15 protein-coding genes are annotated in these 24,535 nt (G+C 45.3%); 7 read left to right on the forward strand and 8 right to left on the reverse strand.

Going from position 1 to position 24,535, the window contains the following annotated elements:
• The first annotated feature begins 460 nt into the window (after positions 1 to 460).
• Positions 461 to 4,207 (forward strand): methionine synthase, encoded by a 3,747-nt coding sequence (gene metH, locus EKG38_RS04775; RefSeq protein WP_126519087.1) that lies wholly within the window; start codon positions 461 to 463, stop codon positions 4,205 to 4,207.
• 938 nt (positions 4,208 to 5,145) lie between these two features.
• Here the strand turns inward: metH and EKG38_RS04780 are convergent.
• Complete coding sequence (locus EKG38_RS04780; RefSeq protein ID WP_126519088.1) at positions 5,146 to 6,189, reverse strand: flavin-containing monooxygenase; 1,044 nt, start codon at positions 6,187 to 6,189, stop codon at positions 5,146 to 5,148.
• A gap of 203 nt (positions 6,190 to 6,392) precedes the next feature.
• Positions 6,393 to 7,271: a LysR family transcriptional regulator gene (locus EKG38_RS04785; protein ID WP_126519090.1), complete on the reverse strand. Its 879-nt coding sequence runs from the start codon at positions 7,269 to 7,271 to the stop codon at positions 6,393 to 6,395.
• A gap of 94 nt (positions 7,272 to 7,365) precedes the next feature.
• Between EKG38_RS04785 and EKG38_RS04790 the strand changes: the two genes are divergently transcribed.
• Positions 7,366 to 7,806: a PACE efflux transporter gene (locus EKG38_RS04790; RefSeq protein ID WP_185826774.1), complete on the forward strand. Its 441-nt coding sequence runs from the start codon at positions 7,366 to 7,368 to the stop codon at positions 7,804 to 7,806.
• 82 nt (positions 7,807 to 7,888) lie between these two features.
• On the opposite strand, the gene EKG38_RS04795 is transcribed toward EKG38_RS04790, so the two are convergent.
• Positions 7,889 to 9,610, reverse strand: a complete 1,722-nt coding sequence (locus tag EKG38_RS04795; protein WP_126519093.1) for an ammonia-forming cytochrome c nitrite reductase subunit c552 — start codon at positions 9,608 to 9,610, stop codon at positions 7,889 to 7,891.
• A 691-nt stretch (positions 9,611 to 10,301) separates the two neighbouring features.
• Here EKG38_RS04795 and EKG38_RS04800 point away from each other — a divergent pair.
• Positions 10,302 to 10,547: an HP1242/YdcH family protein gene (locus tag EKG38_RS04800; protein WP_012144079.1), complete on the forward strand. Its 246-nt coding sequence runs from the start codon at positions 10,302 to 10,304 to the stop codon at positions 10,545 to 10,547.
• 632 nt (positions 10,548 to 11,179) lie between these two features.
• Here EKG38_RS04800 and glnD read toward each other — a convergent pair.
• Complete coding sequence (gene glnD, locus EKG38_RS04805) at positions 11,180 to 13,783, reverse strand: [protein-PII] uridylyltransferase (RefSeq protein WP_012144080.1); 2,604 nt, start codon at positions 13,781 to 13,783, stop codon at positions 11,180 to 11,182.
• A 711-nt stretch (positions 13,784 to 14,494) separates the two neighbouring features.
• On the opposite strand from glnD, the gene EKG38_RS04810 reads away from it, so the two are divergent.
• A complete protein-coding gene (locus EKG38_RS04810; RefSeq protein ID WP_126519094.1) occupies positions 14,495 to 15,094 on the forward strand; it encodes an SH3 domain-containing protein in 600 nt (199 codons plus the stop codon).
• A gap of 198 nt (positions 15,095 to 15,292) precedes the next feature.
• Here EKG38_RS04810 and EKG38_RS04815 read toward each other — a convergent pair whose 3' ends face one another.
• Both EKG38_RS04815 and EKG38_RS04820 read right to left on the reverse strand, forming a co-directional pair.
• Positions 15,293 to 17,473, reverse strand: a complete 2,181-nt coding sequence (locus EKG38_RS04815; RefSeq protein WP_126519096.1) for an ATP-binding protein — start codon at positions 17,471 to 17,473, stop codon at positions 15,293 to 15,295.
• Positions 17,474 to 17,524: 51 nt separating this feature from the next.
• Positions 17,525 to 17,776 (reverse strand): hypothetical protein, encoded by a 252-nt coding sequence (locus EKG38_RS04820; RefSeq protein WP_126519098.1) that lies wholly within the window; start codon positions 17,774 to 17,776, stop codon positions 17,525 to 17,527.
• Positions 17,777 to 18,396: 620 nt separating this feature from the next.
• Here EKG38_RS04820 and EKG38_RS04825 point away from each other — a divergent pair.
• Together EKG38_RS04825 and EKG38_RS04830 are read left to right on the forward strand one after the other, a co-directional pair.
• Complete coding sequence (locus EKG38_RS04825) at positions 18,397 to 18,753, forward strand: TM2 domain-containing protein (protein ID WP_185826775.1); 357 nt, start codon at positions 18,397 to 18,399, stop codon at positions 18,751 to 18,753.
• A gap of 285 nt (positions 18,754 to 19,038) precedes the next feature.
• Positions 19,039 to 19,692: a glutathione S-transferase gene (locus tag EKG38_RS04830; protein ID WP_126519100.1), complete on the forward strand. Its 654-nt coding sequence runs from the start codon at positions 19,039 to 19,041 to the stop codon at positions 19,690 to 19,692.
• Between the two features lie 125 nt (positions 19,693 to 19,817).
• Here EKG38_RS04830 and EKG38_RS04835 read toward each other — a convergent pair whose 3' ends face one another.
• On the reverse strand, positions 19,818 to 22,061 hold the full coding sequence (locus EKG38_RS04835) for a peptidase U32 family protein (RefSeq protein WP_126519101.1): 2,244 nt from the start codon (positions 22,059 to 22,061) through the stop codon (positions 19,818 to 19,820).
• Between the two features lie 404 nt (positions 22,062 to 22,465).
• On the opposite strand from EKG38_RS04835, the gene EKG38_RS04845 reads away from it, so the two are divergent.
• A complete protein-coding gene (locus EKG38_RS04845) occupies positions 22,466 to 23,632 on the forward strand; it encodes a membrane dipeptidase (RefSeq protein ID WP_126519105.1) in 1,167 nt (388 codons plus the stop codon).
• 32 nt (positions 23,633 to 23,664) lie between these two features.
• Here the strand turns inward: EKG38_RS04845 and EKG38_RS04850 are convergent, their stop codons facing one another.
• The gene (locus tag EKG38_RS04850; RefSeq protein WP_126519107.1) at positions 23,665 to 24,342 is read right to left on the reverse strand and encodes a 2OG-Fe(II) oxygenase; all 678 of its coding nucleotides are present in this window, start codon (positions 24,340 to 24,342) and stop codon (positions 23,665 to 23,667) included.
• Positions 24,343 to 24,535 lie beyond the last annotated feature (193 nt).

Consider the following 24,535-nt stretch of genomic DNA (forward strand, 5'->3'; position numbering starts at 1 on the left):
CAAACGGGGCAAGAGCCTGATCATCTAAGCAACTCACAACCAAAACCTACTTAACCAAAGCAAACAAAAGCAAACAAAAGCAGAATTAAACACAACCAGATCAGTGTAATACTCAGCAGCGTGTCTGACAGGCTCAGAGTGAAATAAGTTAAGACAGGCCAAGAAGTTATAAAAATGGCCAACACCAAAGTTAATATTCTGAAAGCAGGCTGATTATTGATCTTCCTCCACACCATCTTCTCTCCAGCAAAGGTTCTGCTTAAAGCATAGTTCAGAGCCACAAAGAGTGGAAAAATCAATACCGACACGCCGCTCATTAAGCTGATAAAAGGAGCAGATATTCAATAAAAATGGTATAAAAAAGTCGACTCGACTATCGTGTGAGTCTGTTCTATTATAGACGTCTATACATCTACACGTATAAACATCTAAAACTCGTATTCGAAGGCAGGTAGAATTTATGGCCACTGGCACCCTAAGTAACTCAAGAAAAATAAGAGATATTGGCCCACAGATCAGCCAACAGCTAAAAGATAATATTCTGATCCTTGACGGCGCCATGGGCACCATGATCCAGGACCGCAAGTTTGAAGAAGCCGACTTTCGTGGCGAGCGCTTCAAAGAGTGGCCAAGCGATGTCAAAGGCAACAACGACCTGTTAGTGCTCACTCAGAGCGCCGCCATCAAGCGCATTCACAAAGATTATCTGCTCGCCGGTGCCGATATTATCGAGACCAACACCTTCAACGCGACCCGTATCGCCATGGCCGATTACGACATGCAGGAGCTCTCGGCGGAGATCAACCTTGTCGGTGCCCGCCTCGCCCGCGAAGCTGCCGATGAGGTCGAATCCGAGACAGGCCGAGCCTGTTACGTGGCCGGCGTATTAGGCCCGACCAACCGCACCTGCTCCATCAGCCCCGATGTGAATGACCCCGGCTTTCGTAATGTCAGCTTCGACGAGCTGGTCGAGGCCTATATCGAGTCTATCGATGCGCTTATCGAAGGCGGCGCGGATATCATCATGGTGGAAACCATCTTCGATACCCTGAACGCCAAGGCCGCACTGTTTGCCATCGAAACTGTGTTCGAGAACTTAGGTGCGCGTCTGCCCATCATGATCTCAGGCACCATCACAGATGCGTCGGGTCGAACCCTGACAGGCCAGACGACCGAAGCCTTCTACAACTCGCTGCGCCATGTAAAACCCCTCTCTATCGGCCTTAACTGTGCCCTTGGACCAAAAGAGCTGCGCGCCTACGTCGAAGAGCTGTCAAAAATATCCGAGTGTTATGTCTCTGCGCACCCCAATGCGGGTCTGCCAAACGAGTTTGGTGGTTATGATGAAACGCCCAAGCAGATGGCCGATATTATTGGCGAGTGGGCCCAAGAAGGGTTCCTCAATATTATCGGTGGCTGTTGTGGTACCACGCCGGCTCATATTCGGGCTATCCGCGACGCAGTCATTCAACACCAGGCCCGTCCACTGCCTGATATTCCGGTTGCTTGCCGCCTGTCCGGGCTCGAACCGCTCACCATAGATGAGAACTCGCTGTTTCTGAACGTGGGTGAACGTACCAACGTCACCGGCTCGGCAAAGTTTCTAAGATTGATCAAAACCGGCGAGTATGAAGAGGCGCTATCTGTCGCCCGAGAGCAAGTTGAAAGTGGTGCACAGGTCATCGATATCAACATGGATGAAGGCATGCTCGACGGCGTCGAGATGATGCACAAATTCCTCAACCTTATCGCCTCAGAGCCAGATATCTCTAGGGTACCGATAATGATCGACTCCTCTAAATGGGAGGTGATCGAGGCGGGCCTTAAATGTATTCAGGGTAAAGGTATCGTTAACTCTATCTCCCTCAAAGAGGGTGAAGATAAATTTATTCAGCAGGCCAAGCTGGTTAAACGCTACGGCGCCGCCGCCATCATCATGGCGTTTGATGAGCAGGGTCAAGCCGACACCAAGGCGCGTAAAATTGATATTTGTACCCGTGCCTATCGCGTGCTGGTAGACAAGGTGGGCTTCCCACCGGAAGATATCATTTTCGACCCCAACATCTTTGCCATTGCCACCGGTATCGAAGAACACGACAACTACGCGGTCGATTTTATCGAAGCCACGCGCGAGATTAAACGCACCCTGCCCCACGCAATGATCTCCGGCGGCGTGTCGAACGTGTCGTTCTCGTTCCGTGGTAACAATCCGGTGCGAGAAGCGATTCACGCCGTGTTCCTCTATCACGCGATTCAGGCGGGGATGGACATGGGTATCGTCAATGCCGGTCAACTGGCGATTTATGATGATATCGACCCTGAGCTAAAGGAGAGAGTCGAGGCCATCGTCCAAAACCTAGCTTGCACAGCCCTCGATGCCAATGGTGAACCGAGTAACAACACCGAACTCTTATTAGAGGTTGCCGAGAAGTTTCGTGGTGACGGCAGCCAAACGGTGAAGAAGGAAGATCTGGAATGGCGCAGCTGGCCGGTCAATGAACGTTTGTCCCATGCATTGGTTAAAGGCATCACCGACTTTATTGATGAAGATACCGAAGAGGCGCGAGCCGCAGCAGGCCGTCCGTTGGATGTGATTGAAGGTGCCTTGATGGATGGCATGAACGTGGTCGGCGATCTATTTGGCTCCGGTAAGATGTTCCTGCCCCAAGTGGTGAAATCGGCGAGGGTGATGAAGAAAGCCGTGGCTTACCTCAACCCCTATATCGAACTCGAAAAGACCCCTGGTCAGTCGAACGGTAAGATCTTGATGGTCACGGTAAAGGGCGATGTACACGATATCGGCAAGAACATTGTCGGCGTGGTGCTGGCCTGTAACGGCTATGAAGTGATTGATTTAGGCGTGATGGTGCCGGTTGAGAAGATTATCGAAGTCGCCGTTGCAGAAAACGTCGATATCATCGGCATGTCAGGGCTTATCACCCCGAGTCTCGATGAGATGGTGCATAACGTAAAATCGTTCCACAAAGCAGGCTTAACCATTCCATCGATTATCGGCGGGGCGACCTGTTCGAAAATCCATACCGCGGTCAAGATTGCGCCCCATGCGCCAACAGGTGCCATCTATATCGCCGATGCGTCCCGCGCCGTGCCTATGGTATCGAAACTCATCAATAACGAGACTCGCCAGGCGACCATAGATGAGGCCTATCAAGAATACGACATGATGCGCGAAAAGCGTCTGTCACAGGCGAAACGCAAAGAGATCACCACCATTGCGGCGGCCCGTGAAAATCGCTGTCAGCACGACTGGGAAAACTACACTCCGTTCGTGCCTAACCAGCTCGGCCGTCAGGTGTTCGATGACTACCCATTAGAGGACTTAGTCGAGCGTATCGACTGGACGCCATTTTTCCGAAGCTGGGAGCTTCATGGACATTTTCCACGTATTTTAGATGATGAAGTGGTCGGTGAAGAGGCGCGTAAGCTGTTCCATGATGGCAAGGCCATGCTTAAGAAAATCATCAGTGAAAAGTGGCTCACCGCCAAGGCCGTCATCGGCCTGTTCCCGGCCAACACGGTAAACCATGACGATATCGAGCTCTACACAGACGAAACCCGCAGTAAGCTTGAGATGACCACTCATCACCTGCGTATGCAGATAGAGCGTGTGGGTAACGACAACTTCTGTCTCGCCGACTTTGTCGCGCCAAAAGACTCAGGCGTTGCTGATTACATGGGCGGCTTCGCAGTCACCGCAGGTCATGGCATCGACGAACATGTTGCACGCTTCGAAGCCGATCACGACGACTACAACGCCATCATGCTCAAGAGTCTCGCCGACCGATTGGCCGAAGCCTTCGCCGAGCGTATGCACGAACGGGTACGTAAGGAGTTCTGGGGCTACGCCAGTGATGAGGCACTCGATAACGAAGCGCTGATCCGCGAGAAGTACAAGGGCATACGTCCTGCACCGGGTTACCCTGCGTGTCCAGACCACACGGAGAAGGGACTGCTTTGGGACCTGCTTAAGCCCGATGAGACGATCGATCTTAATATCACCGAGAGCTATGCCATGTTCCCAACGGCAGCGGTATCCGGCTGGTACTTCGCCCATCCTAAGTCGCGTTACTTTGGCGTGACCAATATTGGTCGCGATCAGGTAGAGGATTATGCGGCGCGTAAGGGGATGAGTGTGGCTGACACCGAAAGGTGGCTGGCACCAGTGTTGGATTATGATGTTGAGTAATCATAGGGTTACTCTTTAATTTTTGATTATCATCCCGGTGACGACATCGTCATTCCGGCGATGCTTTTAGCCGGAATCTATCTCTGTAGGTTTTCCAAACTCCGTTTGGAGAAAGTCGTGGAATTCCATTCCCTTCTCGCAATATAGAGTAGGGCAAGAAGGGGATCAACAGCAATCCCCCTCTTGCATCTCCCCTTGCCGCCCCGGCGAAGTTACATGCATTGAGTACGGCCCTCATACTCCAATGAAAATCACCTAACGGCTCAGATGGGACATCCATGTCCCCCCGAGCCTTAGCCATCATCCATGATGGCTATACGGCATTTTCATCTACGTATTTGGGCAACTTCCAACGGGGAATGTTGTAACCTGCGGCGTTGTTTGGAGTTGATAATGTCTGCTCTGCCCCCGTATATTCGTGGAACATAATTGCTCAAGCTTGATGTAGGAGCGGCTTTAGCCGCGAAGGAATATCCCATGACGTCCGGCGAAACCCTTCTGAGAAGCGAAGAATTTCCAACGGGGAATCTTGTAACCTGCAGCGGTGTTTGGAGTTGCTACAGTTTGCTCAATCCCCACATATTTGAGGAACATAATTGCTCAGCTTGATGTAGGAGCGGCTTTAGCCGCGAAGGAAAGTCCCATGACGCCCGGCGAAACCCACCTGAGAAGCGAAGAATTTCCAACGGGGAATCTTGTAATCTGCAGCGGTGTTTGGAGTTGCTAAAGTTTGCTTTGACCCTAAATATTCGTCGAACATAATTGCTCAAGCTTGATGTAGGAGCGGCTTTAGCCGCGAAGGAATATCCCATGACGCCCGGCGACCCCCTTCTGAAAAGCAAAGAGTTTCCAACGGGGAGTCTTGTAACCTGCAGCAGTGTTTGTAGTTGCTAAAGCTTACTCTAACCCCACATGATCTGAGGGGCTTTGTTATTGCCCTATTTGTTTCCCTGAATATGTGTCATCAAATATTTGGCATCTTTCCATACGCCGCCGAGTGTCGCTGAACCTCGGGTGTATAGCCAAGGTAGGCCAATAAAATATAATCCATCGACGTCTTTACTGACCCCACGATAATTGCTCGGGTAGTTCATTTCATCAAAAGAGATATCTTCAATCCAAAAGAAGTTAGGTTTGAAGCCTGTCGCCCAAATAATATTTTTGATACTGCTGATGCTGCCTTTTTGAAACTTGATACTGGTTTCATCGGCTGACAATGTTCTTCCCATATGAATCACATTAGTTTTGGCTAGAAGTGACTTCACGTCAGTGCCAATAACGGGCTGCACACCCTTGCTCAACCATTTGCCCATTTTGCTAAAACGGGTAACGGATAAAAAGCCGATTTTAGTGAACCACCACCACAGGGTTTTACCTAAAAATGACTGTGGGATAGCGGTGATTTTATCAGTACCGGAGAAGTGCACTTTACGTCCTGTATCTGCAATTTCTGATAAAATTTGCACCCCAGAATCACCGGCACCTACCACTAAACAGTCACCCTCTTGCAGCTGTTCAGGACTTTTATAGTTTTCACTGTGTAATTGAGTAATATTGTCCGCGATATCAACATGGCAAGCGGGAGTATAGGGCGTATGGAAGGGGCCCGTGGCGATAATGAGCTGTTTGGCTTGATAGCTTGCCGTACCACTGATTATTTCAAAAATACCATCAACTTTCTTTACCGAGGTGATTCTTTGATTGAATTCAATCGGCATCGAAAATTTTTCAACATAACTTTTTAAGTAGTCTGCCACTTCATATTTATTGGGGTAGTACCCTTTAGGAAACGGAAATGGCATACCTGGAAGGTGGTTGTATTCTGTGGGGGTAAAGAGCTTTAAAGAATCCCAACGCTTTAGCCAAGGTGCCCCAATGTGTTCATTGGCATCTAAAATTAAGTAGTCTTTACTGTTTTTGGATAAGTTATAAGCCATAGCCAGTCCAGACTGACCGGCCCCAATGATGATAAATTCTTTCATGGATCCCAAATGCGTGCATATAGTTATTATTATGTGCAACATTCTAACAGAACATGACCATTGAACCTGACTAATGGGGGAAATGGTCAATGGTCTTACTGTAAAGTTTGGCGTATCACTTTTGATAAACAAGGGGTTAAGCATACTAGCAGAGCAGAAATTAGCACTGCCATCCCTGGATAGATGTGACTGTCCCTGTCTTTCTATTCATCCAACACATTGACGATGGCATCGGCCAACCACGTTAAGGCGGGGCCTTTCGCCTTTTGTTTTGCCATCACACGATCAATCGGCACTCGCCACGGCTTATGATCAAAACTTAGATTCATTCGCACCATGTCACCCTGATGCTCATATCGCTCTGCCATATAAGCAGGAATATAACTCCATCCCAGCCCCTCTTTTACCATGGTGTTAACGGCATTAAAGGTATTTCCCCACCAGATATGTGAAGAGATACTAGGGCAGTGCGCCAAGGCCTGACCATCAAGGCCACGGATCAGCAATTGACGGTGTGGGATTAAATCCGCAACTGTGACTATGTCCATGTTAGCCAGTGGATGCGCCGGGCTCACGACGCCATTAAACGGCAAGCTACCGACATAACACAAATCCACTTCTTGCGGGAAATCGCTATTCGCAAACATCAACCCTAAATCGGCTCGCCCCGTATGCACTAGCGTTAACACATCGGGGGTTGAAACGGCGTAAAGCTCCAAGATGGTGCCAGGGAAACGCGTTGCAAAAGCATTAAGAATGCTGGTTGTCACAGGAAGCAACGCATCGTCCACCGCCATTTTTATCTGTGTTTCATGGGATAAATTCAGGGCGTTGGTCACCGAGTCAAGCTCATAAGTTTGTTGCAGAATGGCTTGAGCAAACGGTAATAATCTCTCACCGTGAGGGGTTAATGATGGTTTACGGCTGGTACGATCAAACAGCGTCGTATTGAGCTCAATTTCAAGATTTGCAATCCCCTGACTCACCGCCGACTGCACCTTGCCCAACTGACGAGCGCATGCCGAGAATGACCCTGATTGTGCCGTTTCTACAAACATTCTCAGCTGTTCCAAATTATACATATCACTTTTCCTGATAGTAACTAACTATCTTCTTTCGTAAATAATGATGATTATAGCAACCAAGAACCAGTGAACAACATAAATGAGATTTAGCATGAACACGAAAGAACGAATTTTTCACAGCGTATTATTTGAAGCGATTGCCTTAGTATTTGTTATCACTGCCGCCACTGTCTTTACCGATGCAGGAGCAAAGTCAGCGACAGGCTTAGCTGTCGGGCTGTCATTAATTGCGATGTGCTGGAATTATATTTACAACCTAGGCTTTGACCGTATATTTGGATATAACCGCATTGAGCGTACATTTAAAATGCGCATAGGCCATGGACTCGGTTTTGAATTGGGTATGATTTTTGCCACACTCCCCTTGATGATGTGGGTACTGCAGCTAGATTTTTGGACCGTATTTGTGATGGATATCGGCGTTGTCATTTTCTTCTTGGTATACGCGATTGTCTACAACTGGTGTTATGACTTGCTCCGTGAGCGTATTATCTGTAGCAAAGCAGAAATTAGCAGTGCCGTCCCTAGATAAATCGAAACAAAAAAATGCCAGTCTGTTTTTACTGACTGGCATTTTGCTTAGAGACGATCCGGAGGGGAGATGAATCGACTAGTTAGCGTAGCTCAATTGGCCACTCTTTCTTAACACGCTCATTGATAAACTCATCTTTAGCAGCTTTCATGGCGTCATAATCAAGACCGGCTTCCGGTTGCACTTTCGCCTTAGTATCGTACTTAGTTGCGTCATACACGTAGCTAGGCGCATATTTAGCGAGTAGTACGTCAGCTTCAGCAATCGCACCATCTAAGACAGTATTAGACTTTATCAACAGACGTTTTGCTTCAGTGAAGTTATGAGCATACATACCGTGAGATGCGGTAGCGCTATCCCAGAACCACTGTGCGTTACGGATTTTACCTAGCAGGCTATTCATTTCGGTAGCTAAATCATTACCGGCTTTAAGTGCTGCCTCATAGTTGCCTTTAGCTTCACCTATGGTTTTGCCTGCATCGATGCCTTCAACACCGTTCGCAGCCCAGATAGCCTGTGCCTTAAAGTGCGCCTCTGTCAGACGTGGGTCAGTACCTGTGGCTGCAAAGCGAAGGTTATTGATTGCAGTTTTTCTCGACTCCAGCATAGACTCAATCGCGCTGTCATCGTGACACCCTTTACAGCTGCTTGGTAACTTAGCAGGATCAAACTTAACGTTGTGGTTGGAGTACTCAAGCCCTTCCGCATTTTCAGCTTTCGGCATGTGACAAGTATTACAGCTGAACTCAAGATGGTTAGGCATCACATGAGATGTTCTATCCATTAAGTTCTCATATTCAGGATGCTGTGTTTTTAGCGAAGGAGTACCAGATATCGCGTTAGTCCAGTCTTTAAAGTTGATGTTATCGTAGTAGGCTAACTGAGCTTCGGCAGCGAAACCTTTATAAAGCATGTCGTCACCTGTGTAGCTAACGACGCTGGCGTAATCGGTTTCTACACCTGGTACCCAATGATCCCATGGGTAGCGAACCTTTTTACTGTCTGTGCCATCGAAATAGTATTCAACGTGACACTGAGCACAGGTTTGACTGGCTTGACCGTTGTGATCTTGCTCCTCGAACGTTAGGCCAACTTTAGTCATAGCACGGTCAGCGTATGGACGGCTTAGACGTAAGTCGATTCCACCCAACTCATGACAATCGGCACAACCAACGGAGTTACTCATTTCATGGCCCCAAGTGGACCAGCTGTTGTTAGCAAACTTGTCTTCGCCGACAAGATCGTACATGCGAGCAACGTCTGGAGACTTACAAGACCAGCAAGATGCAGCCATTGCTTCACCAACAACGTTACCGTCGTGACCGACAATTGGGCTGCCTGTTCGCAAGGACTTCATTACATCGGTTAATGCAAACTGGTGACCTCGGGCGCGGTTATAATCTTTCGCAAATCCATAGCCAGCCCATGCACTGACCAGATTAGGGTTTGCTTCCAGTAGATCTGTTGGCGTGCCAGATTCCGGGGTGTTCTCTTCGCTACTAGCCCAAGTAGCATGCTGATCAGGGAAGGTCTCCTGCCAGTTATCGCTGTTGTATAGATCAACAGGCCCTGATGTTGGCGGAACGATACAGGTATTGGTTTCCGTATCTAAAACGGTTCCTTCACCACACACAACCGGATCGACGGGCTCTACAGGGTCAACGGGAAGTACTTCACAGATGTTAGTATCCGGGTTGAGTAGCGATCCCTCACCACAGGTAATTAATTGTGTGTCATCATCATCGCTACAACCAACTAAAACAGCAGATACCGCAATAGCAACCGCAAGCTTTTGTAATCTCATCTTACTCTCCTGCAAGTGAATTTTATTCACTTTTTATGTAATTTATTATTGTAAGCACAGCGTCCTAAAGACGAGTCAACCTATAACAAAATGGAGAGCTTTTGGTAAACATTAACTTAACACTTGTGTGAGGATGGTCACTGGCATACCATTCAAATATCCCTAAAGAGGTATACAACTTACTGGTTTAAGATCAAGTTTTACACCTATTCTGATATATTCAGCAAAAGTAGTTAAGCCTAAGTTACTATACAAAAAGAACAAAATAACAGCTAGCTCATTTATTAACCGCTAATATAGTGGTATACAGCACGGTATCTGGGCTGTAGCATTATTAACCACCACAATTAGTAAGGATATTAAGTTTCAGTTAAGGATATGTTAACAGGGGTGGGATTGCGTGGGTGTAGACAAAGGCCCCTGCCAGGTGAATAGTTATGCGTAAAAACCAGATTGACAATCATGGCGCATGAAGGGTATGGCTACACCATATTCCCCTCTACCTCTCGCTCATAAGCACAATCATAAAAGGGGATTATTAGCCTTCCAACGGGGAATATTGTAGCTTTAGGCTTAGTTCGGTTTAACTGGATAAACTTTGCTCTGATCCCACTTATTTTTAAACTTCATGATGCTATAGTGATTCTAGTTACAAAATAATAAATTTCAGTTCACCATTCAGGGGTTACCTATGTTAAATGAGAATCATGCGCTTATTTTCGACTTCCCAGAATTTAAACAAGACATTGTTTATTTGAATTATAAAGACGAAGCATTCAAAAAATTATCCAAACAGTACCACCTATTAGATTATGATATTCGTCAGCTGGAAATTGACGGCAGTCCTACCGATGACGAGCATATGCACCAGCTCAAATTACAACGCGCTAATTTGAAAGACGTATTATTCCAAAAGTTAAAAGAACACCACGAGTAAACACGCGAGTCGCGGATTTCAGATAGTCATCCCAGTAGCGACTTCTTCATCCCGGCGATGCTCTTAGCCGGGATCTGTTCTTTCATGCCGTCATCCCGGTGTTCTTTTAGGCCGGGATCTAGCCTTTAAGCTTTTCCAAACTCCGTTTGCTTATTTTGAGAGAGTAGGCGTCGTGGAATTCCATTCCCTTCTCGCAATAAAGAGTAGGGCAAGGAGGACTGCTCGTCTGACGTGAATGGCCTTATATGTTCCCTACATAATAAGGCATTCACTCCATCCTTGGAGGTCAGATTCACAAATGCAGCGGTGGCATGGTCAAAATTGTTGTAACCTGCGGCGGTATTTGGAATGAAATAGGGAAATTATCTCGGACCCTGAGGGATCCTTGGAACATCATCAACCAGCTTTTTAAACCTACAAAGACAGAGCTTCGCGGCTAAAGCCGCTCCTACATGAAGGGCCACGAACTCAGGAAAGCCGCTCCGACATAGTAGCCTGTCCCCCCTGGCTCTCGCTCATACACTCATAAGCACAATCACGAAAGGTGATTACCCGCCTTCCAACGGGGAATTGTCGTAACCTGCGGCGGTATTTGGATGAAATAGGGAAAGCTTACTCTGACCACTTATGAATTAAACAGGCGCCTCTTCTTTAATGATATCGACAAAGAAAGATTTTAACGCTTGTTTGCTCTCATCATCTAATGATTGGCCCTCTTTGTCAGAGACAAGAAATACATTATCAACCTGTTCACCAACTGTGGTTATTTTTGCCGAGTGAATATTGAGTTCAAACTGCCTGAAACCGTTACAGAAGTGACTCATAAATTGTGGATTATCGAGTGCGGTAACGCTGATAAGCGTTCTATCCTTTTTACGAGAGTGCAAAAATTCGACTTTAGGCTCACTGACGAATGAGCCAATGTTGCTATTACGGCGTTGTTTAGGCACCTTTCTATTTTCAAACAATACTTGTTTCAGCCTTTGCTTGATACGGTCACGTCGCCCAGCGGTTCTTATTGGGTGATGATCATAATCCAGTATTTTTAAAGACTCCACCACATAACCATCTTTAGTCTTAGATATATTCGCTTGCTGAACTGAGATCTGTAGTGAAGCTAAGGTATTAAATAGTGTCACAAACAGGCCGGGCTTATCCTTCATGTAGACGAATAGATCACTGCTACCTTTAGTACTGCTTTCATCCAGCAGAATAAGTGCATGATCGGCGGGATGTTGCGTCATGGCATGAGAGTAACGGGCTATTTCACTGGGTTGAGCATTACTGAAAAATGAGAGCGGTAAGCGCTTCCAAAGCTGTTTGATCACATCAGGCGTTTCACTCGCCCCCATCAGTTCTAGTGCTTCATTTTTGTGTTCACGGACGACAGTTCGCTGCTCTAAAACATTTTCTAAGCCATTACGCAGCGCGAAACTTATCGACAAATAGAGATCTCGGAGCAAGGTTGCCTTCCAGTTAGTCCACAGATCATCATTTGTCGCCTTAATGTCGGCAACCGTTAAACAATACAGCGCATCGAGTCTGGCTTTAGTCCCTATCGCTTTAGCAAGGTTTTTAACTTCCGAAGGGTCATAGATATCTAACCGTTGGCAGGATAAGGATAACAATAGATGATTTTTAACTAACCAGGCTATCACCTTAGCTTGCGAAGGTTTTAGCTCATGAAATTTAGCAAATTGCAGCGCATCGACCGCCCCCAATTCACTGTGGTCGCCACCGCGTCCCTTGCCTAAATCATGGAACAAGGCCGCTAACAACAATACCTCTTTATTCTCTATCGCTTTGTAAACAGCGCTAGGCTGTACAAGAGACGGGTTTTCAGATTTGCCGTTCAGTGAATATAAGTTTTTCAGTAACTTATGAGTATGCTCATCAACGGGATAAACATGGTAGAGGTCGAACTGCATCTGACCCACAATTTCACGCCACTGGGGGAGATATGACGCTAAGATCCCATGTTTGTGCATTAATGATAGCGCCAGCCCCATGCCTTGAGGATGACGAAACAGCGAAATAAACTCTTTACGGCAGCTATGAAAATCTTGCAGATCGCCTAATAGTCGTCGTCTGACCTGACGTATTAACCGAATCGTCTGCGGCGAAATACCATCAATATCATTCGCGTTTTCTGCAATATGGATAAACAGAGCGATAAGCTGTTTGCGATCAACAAATACATCATCATGGCGAGCATTTATCTGTCGACCATTTATTTCGAAGTGTTGATTTAACGGGATAGATTTCTTGTCTGTTTGTACCAGGATTTCATCTTTAAAATACTGCAATAACATTTGATTGAGTTCGCTAATCCGCCTCATTGCACGGTATAACTGACGCATCATTTTTTCGATAGCGAGGTGACTGTTGTCTCCAAAGCCCATCAGCCTGGCGACATCACTTTGCAAACCTATAAGTAGTCGGTTCTCAGAACGCTGCGCCGCTGCGTGCAGTGCCCAACGCGTACGCCAGATAAAATGTTGTGACTCTAACAGTTCTGCATATTCGTCGGCGGTAAAGAAGCCGAACCGCCTTAAGGCCGCCATATCCTCTGCCGCAAAATACTTACGGGTTACCCAGATCAGGGTTTGGATATCGCGCATACCACCGGGGCTATTTTTTAGGTTAGGTTCCAGGCTAAAAGCACTGCCTTGCGCCTTTTGATGGCGTACATCTTGCTCGCTGAATTTCGCTTTATAGAAGGCTTCACTGCTCCAGAGGTCATCACCATAGAGTCTGTCTAAGACCTGATTCGCATGAGACTCTGGTCCCGATAAATGGCGGATCTCAAACAGTGAGGTAGCAATGGTTATATCTTCACACGCATTATCAATTTCATTCAGTGCTAGCACGCTATGGCCGAGCTCCAACCCAATATCCCATAGTTGGGTGAAAAACTGGCCAATCTGCGTGGCTTGATGAGGGCTAAGCTCTTGGGAAGATAAGACACACATATCAATGTCGGAGTGCAGGTGTAGCGTTTGACGGCCATAACCGCCTACGGCATTGAGAGATATATCTTCGTCAGCGAGATCGGCACATTTCCAGAGATGGAGAAGTAAAGTATCAAAGAAATCAGCGCGTAACTTTACTATCTCGTCGATAGCAATGTGGGTAAAGTTTTCATTAAAGTAGTTGTCAGCATCTTGGATTACTTTTTTATAATCAGTAATGCCCATTTCTGCATTGAATTGAGGTGATATATCAGGGTCTGACATGTTTCTCCTGTAGCTATTTGCACTGAGTATAATTAGGGTTTACTAGCTAGGATTTACTAGCTTTAGCTAGGCTAATTAAACCGTGATGCAATTGCCTTAAAATGAAGCAACAGGGTAGATGATCTGAGCGAAAATTACAAATCAACAACAGTGACTCAAGGTTCTTAACAGAGGGTTTTAACGGAGGGGTTAACCGTTTTTAACGGTGCCACTTATTCCGTCATCCCGATGTTCTTAGCCGGGATCTAGGATTTTATTCCGTCATTCCAGTGGCGGCATCGTCATTCCGGCAATGCTTTTAAGCCGGAATCTAGCTCTTTGGCTTTCCAAACTCCGTTTGGATTAAAGTCGTGGAATTCCATTCCACACCAGGGCAAGGAGGACTGCTCGTCCTCGCCCTCCTTGCATCCACCCTAACGCCCCGGCGAAGTTACATGCATTAAGTACGGGCCTCATACTTCAATAAAAATCGCCTAACGACTCAGATGGGACATCCATGCCCCCCCGAGCCTTAGCCATCATCCATGATGGCTATACGGCATTTTCATCTGCGTATTTCGGCAACTTCCAACGGGGAATGTTGTATCCTGCGGCTGCATTTGGAACTAACAATTTTGATATTTTTCATCCCCCTCCTCCATTTTTTTTCTACACTTTTTATTTATAAACTTAATGAATGCTAAATGTACTACAGCTAGTAAAAGGCTCACTATGTATAAAGCACTTATAGCAATCCTCATATTGAATATCCCTTTCCCAACGCTCTCTTCGGATGAATTTTGGGTAACTTCAGACAGGTTAAACCGGAGGACATGCCCTGCAACCTCATGCGGTGTTGTCGGCCAGCTTTTCTACCGTGAACAAGTTAAGGTGTTTGAAAGAAAGTCCGATTGGATTAGGATTACGAAATACTATGATGCCTTCTGCCAAAACGGTACTAGCAATTACGTTGACTCTGGCAACGCTCATTGCATACCTGAAAACGGAATTGTCGACGCAAAATTTGCAGAATGGGTTTCAGTAAAATACTTATCTTCACAGCGACCAACAGATCCTGGAAAAAATGCCAGCGGAGTAGCTAAAGCCATCGCTCAATCAGATGATTACCGTATATACCAACAAGCCTTCACTGTGGCGGCGGAGAGTTTAATTAAATCTAAAAAATGCACATTTTCAGAGCTAAAAGAGATAGGAGGATTCATCAAATCTTCTAAGTACAAAAACCAACCAATTTATTTCACTTATTGTGGTGGGTCTACTGCAAGTAACAAAATTCATCTCAATGCTGAGACAGGGCAATTATTCAAGTAAGATTCTTTCCCAGTTTCTAAGCTATCTTTAAAATGAGCAGTCATCATACCTATACGGCATTTTCATCTGCGTACTCCGGCAGCTTCCAACGAGAAATGTTGTAATCTGTTGCCTCTTTAGGACTTCATGAGGAAAGTTTACTCTGACCCTATTTATTGACTCTGTCCAACTAACTCCAATCACTAACGCATTAACGCATTAACGCATTAACGCATTAATATCTCCATATAATTTATATAAGTGGTGAGCTGACATATCTAATATAGGTTCATACATAAATGAATTAAGGTGAATATTTTCAGGAGTCATCAGGTTAACCTGATCAAGTAAAGCTATATTTTCAAGTTCAGTTGGAAATGTTTCAGAATATTTTGAAAACAATGCATACGTTTGGTTACTAGTTATAGCCTCAACAAAGACTGCATCATTAATTTTTCCAATCATAAAATCTTCAGCATTTAAACGAATAGCTATTGCTAATATTACTTTATCTTCCAGTTCTATTGAATCGGTAGCATGCTGAGTTAAAGCTTCACTTTGTTCAAATAGTTTATCCTTTACCAACATTTCACTATCAGCTAATTCAACCCTAGCCTTATCTTTAAACACATCTCTATAAATAATTTGTATATCCTTAATTTTAATATTCATTGTTTCAGGCTTAAGGTGTAGTAAAGACGTCAAAGTCGTATAATATTTATTTCGTCCATAGCAGTATTCAACAAGGTTTCTCACAAAAGGAATGCAAGCAAGCAAACAGACTTCACATACTCCCAATTTATTCTTCCAAGCATTCAATACATCATTTTGATATTTCTCTTGATTGAGAACTATTTTCTCATTAGTCCTCACAGCCATCAATCTATTCTGACGTTTAACACTTAAACGACTGCTTATAGTACGATGAAAATCAAAGTTATGAGTAAGCATTAAAAGGCTAAATGTTGAAAATTTTGAGATGTCTTTTAAATACTCTACGATTGCATACTTATTTTTATAATCAAAAGAATCAGCTATATCATCAATAATAATTAAGACATGATTTTCTTGTTGTTTCTTAAATTCAATTTCGAACAAAACATTCAATATATAAAGAGCTCTTTTCTCACCTTGACTAAGAGTTTCTAACAGACTTCCACGATTCACTTGCTGGACTCCACGTCCATCATTAAATTCAAATTTTATGACTGGTGCAGCATCATGTAAAATGACATCATCCTGATTATCCACGCTTAAATTAAATGGAACATTAAAACGACGATTAAATATTTCTACAACAGACTCCCAAATAGTTCTTTCTCTCTTAGCCTCACTAATGATATTGGCGATGAGCTCTTGATTAACTCGATAGGTATCAATCAACTCTTGCCAAAGCTCCGTATGTATCTGAAGGTAAGCTAAACATAATTTCTTTTTAAAACCAGAAAGATCTTGTAGTTCTGGTAATATTTCATGGTGTTCAGAAATGTAATCTCTAAATTTCTGAGTTTCAGCATTTTTTAACCTGCTATCAACTTGCTCAAACTTCTCTTTTAGCTCTGGGTCTTGAAGGACTTTCTCCTCTTCAGCTTCCAGAATTGCTTTTAAATCAGCATGAGACTCGATTTCAACCTTCTCACCACCTAAAGTAAGATTGACAGAATGAGAAGCTGAAAAAAATCCTGCATCACCAAGGTTCTTTGTAACTTGACCAGCTTTTTGATGATTAAACTTTTTAGTTAAAATTGGTGAGTCACGTATCAGTTTTTCATAAGTATCAACATATTCTGTTAGCTGTTGACAAAATTCACCTGAAGTAATAAGCGCAATAACTTTATCCGTAAAAATATCAGAGTATTTAATATCTTTGTGCATAGTAAAATCAGGATACACTTGGCCCTTTAACTCTGATACAAGTTCAAAAAATTCCTTTTCATTCCTTCCAAATGCTGAACATATGACAAACTCTACAGACTCTTTTCGACCAGTAATACCAGAACTTTTACTAATAGCCTTAATCAATAATCCGCGCTTTTCCTCTATTTCTTTTAATACCAACTCATACTGTTTTTTTAGATTCTCATTAACCAGCAAGGTTGATACTTGTTGAGAACTATAACTTTCATTATATGAATCAATAACCATGATCTGACGAGCTTCAATTTCAACATTATCAACTAAAACCACTCTGGTTGTTTCACGCGAACTAAATATAAGATCTTTACTATCTTGATTATCTTGAATGTCTTTAAAAGTTTTTGCCAAAGAAGTCTTAAGAGAGCCATTTGGTGCATAAAGACTATTAACACCATCATTTCGTTCGTTTTTTGAAAAGTCAAACTCGTGGCCTAATTTACTAATTCCGTAACAATTTTCAAGATCTATTTTTAGTCTATTCATGCTGTGTTAACCATTTTTAAAGTAGTAAAATAATTGCAGAGAAAACCACAGCTACACTTCAACTGGCCACCTTGGTTTAAAAGCATTTTGTGTTTCAACAACTGAAATGATATTCGAAATAAATAGGTTCCTTACCCCATCCTTCCTTATGTCATAGCAAAAGAGTTTTTCCGTTCCAGCAGTTACCCTATAGCTGTATGGCTCCGCCTCTCGAGTTTCAACTGAACCATCTTTTTCCCTTGCTGTGATCATTATTGTGTGAAGGTTCGTTCCTGCTGAATGCACTACATCTTTAATGCTCATAATAATTCCCTTAAAATCAGTAACCTGTGGACAATCTGGGCCAGATTAAGCTTTTTTGAACTTACCTATCCGCCGTATCTTTTCTAATCTAAACCTTTTATAGGGGATAGGAACCGGTATCTGGAGGTTTATTGATTTGTATCAAAGGCTTAACTTAGATGCATCTTAAGTATGGCACTGACTCTTTGTAAGAAAAAGAGAGTGGGAAACATCTTCCTGATGTGAGTTCCGCCTAAGCAGCTTACGCAATGGTTACCACAGCAGCCCTTTGGGGTTCATCCTTGTTTGCTTTTACGTTTATCTTTTCGATAGCTAACATAGCGTTCTGCATATAATTTGTTTAACAGAAAAGATACATCTGTTCTGCTTTTTTAATTTTTGCTCACTCTCCCCACAAGCTTCACGGCCTTCACTACCCCCACCTTTTCATAGTTAAAACCTCGTAAGGCATGACAGAAGAGACGAAAGAGAGCGCTACCCAGCCTTTAATGACGTCACGTTGAAGCTGTTTATTCTTGTTTATTTTATTTTTGTGAACTGTGCACCTGTATTTCAGCGCACACTTGTACACATAATAAGTAATCAGCAATATTACTAACGTATGACAACTGGAGTCTGCAATGAAAAATAGTGATTGCCCGCGCTCTGAATGTACTGAGTGCAGCCAAAAGATCGATCCGAGTTTGGCTATCTGCCCACAATGTCATACTGCGCAAGGGTTAGAGGCTTTAGCCGGAGTAGACCCGAACATTCAGATAAAAAATCAAAAACTCGCTATTTGGTTTGGTTTTTTATTCGGAATCATAGGCGTACATAAGTTCTATTTAGGTCAATACGGAATGGGTAGTTTGTACCTGGTATTTAGCTGGACTCTGGTGCCTATGATTATTGGCTGGGTCGATGCGATCCGCACCATGAAGATGAGCTCATTTAATTTTGAACAACGATATTATCGTAGGGTAGCTCATAATTATTGATCCCGAATAATCGGGATTTGGGATTACGCTGGTCGCGGATTGCTGATTGTCATCCCGGCGATACTTTTAGCCGGGATCCAGCTTTCGAAACCAGCAAAGCTAAAAGCTAAAGCTGGATCCTGAAACAAGTTCAGGATGACGGGCTCTCAAGCCCGTATCTCGAAACTCGAAACTCGAAACTCGAAACCTTTAAACTTCACGGCTAAAGCCGCTCCTACAAAAGAGCAAATCCCACCGTAAAAGATCGGCTATAGTACAGAGACAAGGGCTGCAATCGGGTTGCTTATGTCACCACCAATACTGTATTCATTGCGACGATGTCCCTATACCATGCGGGCGAGACTGGCCATCTTACTTTCAAAGCAGACGGTCATATTGCGTGAAATCGTGTTGAAGAATATCCCGCCACAGATGCTGGCGGTTTCTAAACATGCCCGCGTGCCGCTGCTGGTGTTCGATGACGGTACTGTGATTGAGGAAAGCCTGGATATCATGCTTTGGGCCCTGGCACAAAATGATCCCAGCGACTTGTTGTTAAGCTCTCAGGTCGATGCATTGCCTGCCATGCTGGCATTAATTGACCGAAACGATAACGTGTTCGTGCCAGCCTTAGAGCGATATAAAGCGGCCGCTCGCTACCATGACACCGCCCAGGAGCATTATCTTGACCAATGCCAGCCCTTTATATCCCACCTCGAACAACGCCTAGACGAACACCATTTCTTGATGGGAATGACACCGAGTTTGGTTGACTACGCCCTGCTCCCCTTTGTTCGCCAGTTTTCCCGAGTCAATCATCGCGGCTATTTACAGTCGCCACATAAAAATGTGCGCCGTTGGATGAATAGCCATTATGAGCAACCGATATTTTCTAAAGCCATGACGCCATGCCCTCTATGGCTGGATAACCAGGACATCGTCTTATTTGGCGGTCAATGAGCGACAGCTCCAGATTCTAGGTTCTAGGCTCATCGCCCATCGCCCATCGCTCATTGCTCATTCCTCATTGGTCCAGACTCAATCTCTGCCAAGGCGATTCGATTGGTGTCTTATTGCTGCCAATATCACAGCCCTTGGCTGTACTGGGCATGGGTCGAGACTGTCACCATGGTATCGAGCTGCGCTTTGGCTTCGCTGTCACCCTTGATTAGGTTTTCGAAGTGATGGATTAACCGGGCCTTATTTAATTCCGCCTTGGAGCCCGAGCCGATGTTGGTCAGATCGATAAAGAACTCATCGAACAGGTGTGAGAAATCATCGATGACATCCATATTCAAGAACTGCTCATGGTTATAGATGCTGGGATAACCGCCTTTTTGCTTGTCGACGGCAAAAGAGATCCCCTTCACATTGGTGATGGTGGTGGCTTTTTCACACTTGAGCATACAACCATCTTCGATAGCGGGCTTGTTGCAGCCGACGGTCTGTTGGAAGAAACACTGTCTGCTGGTCATCATCAGGATGGGGTGATAGATGCTGTATAACAACTTAAAGTTTTCCGGCCGCGCAATATTTCTGATCTGATTTTGGTTGATCTCGTTGGAGATAAACGCCCCGGCACAATTGAGCTCCTCCTGCAGGGTTAATAGCGCATAGGAGTTGGTCGTATTGAGGAAAGGCCCGGCTATCCAGCTGATGTTCATCTCATACGCCTTGTATGCCACCCCGGTGTTATTGGTGACGATTCGCGCAGGCTTGACTCGCTCAAGAATTTTGACCGCTTCGAGATAGTCTTTGCCTATGAGTACGGCGGGAAACCAGGGGATCAGCCTTGGATTTCTTAACAAGATATCTATGTACTTAGTGCAGTTTTTCTTGAAGCTTTCCGGTAGTTTAAAGTAGATATCGGCGTCGGTGACATCACAAAGGTGCAGGTCTTTCTCGTCGCTTATCAATAGCGATAGCGTGGGCGTGTCGGTCAGCTTGCTATGTTTTGTCAGCTTAGGCAGGGTGACCGGCGGGATCACTTCAACCTCGTCATTCAACAGGAAGGCGACCTGCTTTTTAATTCGGGTCAGCTCCTTAAACGGCATGTTGAGGCCGGCATCGAGGCCGCTGAAGTCGAATGCTTGCAAGGCGTACTTGCCCTGTTGCAGGCTCTTGAAGCGCTTTTCGATGGCGCTTTGATCTATCGCCGCTTGCTCGGACGCAATAAGCGGCATCTCAGATTGCACGTAAAATTCATGCTTGCCAGCGGTGACATCGACCGTTAGCGGCTTGCCGGCTTGTCCGCTAAAGCGGATAGTTAATGCTTGCTTGGCGATGCTTAAGTGCTGAATTTTTTCGACCACACGCGCGCCGATGACATTTTTCTCTTCAGAAAGGTCTTTTTGCACGGCCTGGATCTGCACCACAGAGATGGCGTTATGTTTATCGTTGGCATGCTGAAAGCTGTTATCGCGGGGGTTATCGATAAACATATTCTTGGTGAGATCGCCCTTTAAGAAGGAGTTGGTGAAATCACGGTTAAAGACCTTATAAAGGTTGGTGTTATCGGATAACAACTGGCCCGTTTCGACAAATTTATCTATCTGCTGGCGCCAGCTATCCACCACGGTGTGGACATATTGCGCGCCTTTGATGCGCCCCTCGATCTTCAGCGAGTCGACGCCGGCGTCGACCAGTTCCGGCAGGTCGAAATAGGCCGAGTTATCTTTAAGGTTCAATGGGAACTTGTTGCCCGCATTGGTGATCTCATATTCATCGCGGCAGGCTTGGCTGCATCGACCACGGTTGCCGGAGTTGCCGACACTGACCGAGCTCGAATAACACTGGCCCGAGAAGGCGATACACAGCGCGCCATGGACAAAGACCTCGGTAAGCACATCATGCTCATGGGCGAGTGTGGTGAGGCTCTTAATCTCACTGAGGTTTAATTCCCGCGACAGGTTGGCTCGGGTGGCGCCAATCTTGGCCAGAAAGCGTATCTGCCCCGGGTTGTGGGTGGTGAGCTGGGTCGATGCGTGTACGGCCAGACTGGGGAAGTGTTTCTTGACCAGATTAAATATCCCCAGATCCTGCACGATAATGCCATCGATGCCGATATTAACGATTTGATTGAGCAGCTTAACTAAGCCGGTGATCTCGTGCTCCAGGATCACGATATTCATGGTGAGGAAGACTTCACACTGGTATTGGTGTGCAAGCCCAATGATCCCCATCAAATCATCGAATGAGAGGTTAGTCGCCCGGTTACGGGCATTGAATGTATCCAGGCCACAATAGACGGCGTTTGCACCTGCAACAATCGCGGCTTTGATCGCATCGACATCCCCACCCGGTGCCAATAATTCAATTTTTCTACTCATCGCGACATTACCCATTTCATTGCTTAGTTAAATTTCCGGCGGGGATCCTACCACAAGCTTAAGCATAAATTAGGATTTACTGTTGTAACGGTATAGAAAAGACAGGACACTCATAAAAGAAAAGTGGGTGAATAGCCCCTTATTCAAAATAGAAGTGCGCAATGGCAGGCGTGCTTAACCACGCCGATACAGCGACATAAAACGTGGATGACTCGATTCATTCTCTATATTCGCGGGTAAATGATTGCCTGCAATCGATGAGCCATTTAACCCGTCAAATACCCAAGTAAAAGGTTGCGAAAGCCAGGCATGGCTGTACCATGAACTTATTGATGATAAAGATTTTTATCACGCCTATAGCTGATCAAGTTTCAATATTGATTGCAAGTACTAAGGGAAACACCATGACCAACAATGCTTGTAATCCAACCCGCCGAAAAATACTTAAAGGGTTAGCGGCCGCCTCATTATTAAGCCCTCTGGGGATTTCGCCTGCATTTGCTGCTGCCAAAAAACGCCTTTATATCGATGGCCTATCCTTTCTTCCTGAAAATCTAACCGATATCCGTGCCTCTAAACTCGATGCCTACCTTTGCGACATTTCAGCCATTGAAACCATCGAACAAGCCGACGGCACCATTAACTACAAGCGTACCTTCGACGCCTGTATGAGAAGCATTAAAGAAGCGAACCAAATCGTTAGCGCCAACCCCAACATATTAATGCCGGGGCTGACAGGTCAGGACATCGCGCTGGCCGTGGAGCAAGCGCGCACCGCGGTCTATTTTCAGATCCAAGGCGCCGATTGTGTCGAAGCCGATAGCGATGCCAACTCATGGCAACACCTAGATCAATTTCACCAGCAAGGGTTACGGGTATTACAACTGACGCACCACTACGGCAATCGCTTTGCCGGTGGCGCATTAGATAATGACGGTCATCAAGGGTTAAATAAGCCGTTAACTGCCGATGGCCGCCAATTGATCGCCGCACTTAACCAGCGCAACATGCTCATCGATGTCAGCCATTCGAGCCCCCAGACGGCGCTGGATACCGTAAAAGCCAGTAACAGTCCGATTGTACAAAGCCACGGCGCCGTTCGCTCTATCGTCAACAATGCCCGTTGCTCACCCGATGAGGTCATCCGTGCTATCGGTGACAGCGGCGGCGTATTCGGGGTGTTTATGATGAGTTTTTGGTTGACCAATAAACCCCTACCGACCATTAAAGATTATGTAAAACAACTCGATCGCGTCGTCCGTATCGGCGGCATAGATTGTGTCGCCATCGCCAACGACTTCCCACTTCGTGGCCAGGAAAACTTACTGGCACTGGGCAATAATAATGCCGAAGGCATCAAAGAATACTTACCTTGGTGGCACAGCTTAGCCGCTAAAAATGTGCTGGGATTTGAACACGAACCCACACATGTCGTGATCCCCGAGCTCAACGATATCGACCGTATGAGCCGCATCGACGATGCACTAGCCAAAGCGCGCTACAAATCCACCGACAGAGACCGCATCCTGGGTGGTAACTGGCAACGCGTGCTTAAAAACGTATTGGTATAAGCTGGTTTGCTATTGCCCTGCTGCGATATAGGTTATCGCGGCGGATCAATATTATTGTCGATACTGCAATTGAGTCGAAACCAGCCAGCAATGGAATAACGGTCTCGCTGTGCAGCCAGTACTTCGTGAGGAAACCCTTCACTTAAAAATACCACTAGCGTACCAAAGCCTAGTGTCACGCTAGCAGTGTTATCATCAATTACAGCTGAGGTCGATTGTTGATTTTGATAAATCACCAGCTCGCCACCATCTTCTGTAGACCAATGCTCATTAAGGTAAACAATCACAGTCAGCACTCGATTGCCTTCACCTGTAAATGCATCTTTGTGTTTCTTATAAAAGTCGCCTTTTGCATAGTGAGCAAAGTGACTTTCAAACGAAAATAACCCTAATAATAGCCTTCTATTCAAGAATGCTTGTAACGACCGGGCCCAGTTAAGCCACCCAATCTCCGCATCGCTGTCACCATTAATCCAACAGATCGCATCGGTACGCACAAAGTCATTCACCCTATGCTCAGTCGTTCGGCCAATGCCTGCACGTTTAAAGTGAGTGTCGGGCATGGTGGTGATGTGTTGCGCTAATAAATGAGTTAAATCCAGAGGAAGTGCCGCAGGGTTAATACTAAAGCCTTTAGTGGCGATATCATTGGCGATAGATTCAAAAAGAGATGGGTTATCATCTGTTTGAGAGGTTCGATGTGAAATCAATTACGTCCTGTCTTAGAAGATAAAATTAACATTAGTTATGTCACTTTAATAAACAGAGACCACCAACATACGCTAATAGTCGTGAATAAAGATAGGAGAATACGTTGCGGATGAACTGACGCTTTATAAGAATAAGAGTGTCACTCACTCTTCATAAGAGAGTGGATATCTTAACCTTAGCCATCTTGCTGAT

Source organism: Shewanella canadensis (assembly GCF_003966225.1).
In the GTDB taxonomy this organism is placed as follows: Bacteria; Pseudomonadota; Gammaproteobacteria; order Enterobacterales; family Shewanellaceae; genus Shewanella; species Shewanella canadensis.

Excerpts from the sequence above, each read along its gene's own strand:
- metH (WP_126519087.1), top strand. The coding sequence starts at position 461 with ATGGCCACTGGCACCCTAAGTAACTCAAGAAAAATAAGAGATATTGGC.
- EKG38_RS04780 (WP_126519088.1), bottom strand. The coding sequence starts at position 6,189 with ATGAAAGAATTTATCATCATTGGGGCCGGTCAGTCTGGACTGGCTATG.
- EKG38_RS04785 (WP_126519090.1), bottom strand. The coding sequence starts at position 7,271 with ATGTATAATTTGGAACAGCTGAGAATGTTTGTAGAAACGGCACAATCA.
- EKG38_RS04790 (WP_185826774.1), top strand. The coding sequence starts at position 7,366 with ATGAACACGAAAGAACGAATTTTTCACAGCGTATTATTTGAAGCGATT.
- EKG38_RS04795 (WP_126519093.1), bottom strand. The coding sequence starts at position 9,610 with ATGAGATTACAAAAGCTTGCGGTTGCTATTGCGGTATCTGCTGTTTTA.
- EKG38_RS04800 (WP_012144079.1), top strand. The coding sequence starts at position 10,302 with ATGTTAAATGAGAATCATGCGCTTATTTTCGACTTCCCAGAATTTAAA.
- glnD (WP_012144080.1), bottom strand. The coding sequence starts at position 13,783 with ATGTCAGACCCTGATATATCACCTCAATTCAATGCAGAAATGGGCATT.
- EKG38_RS04810 (WP_126519094.1), top strand. The coding sequence starts at position 14,495 with ATGTATAAAGCACTTATAGCAATCCTCATATTGAATATCCCTTTCCCA.
- EKG38_RS04815 (WP_126519096.1), bottom strand. The coding sequence starts at position 17,473 with ATGAATAGACTAAAAATAGATCTTGAAAATTGTTACGGAATTAGTAAA.
- EKG38_RS04820 (WP_126519098.1), bottom strand. The coding sequence starts at position 17,776 with ATGAGCATTAAAGATGTAGTGCATTCAGCAGGAACGAACCTTCACACA.
- EKG38_RS04825 (WP_185826775.1), top strand. The coding sequence starts at position 18,397 with ATGAAAAATAGTGATTGCCCGCGCTCTGAATGTACTGAGTGCAGCCAA.
- EKG38_RS04830 (WP_126519100.1), top strand. The coding sequence starts at position 19,039 with ATGTCACCACCAATACTGTATTCATTGCGACGATGTCCCTATACCATG.
- EKG38_RS04835 (WP_126519101.1), bottom strand. The coding sequence starts at position 22,061 with ATGAGTAGAAAAATTGAATTATTGGCACCGGGTGGGGATGTCGATGCG.
- EKG38_RS04845 (WP_126519105.1), top strand. The coding sequence starts at position 22,466 with ATGACCAACAATGCTTGTAATCCAACCCGCCGAAAAATACTTAAAGGG.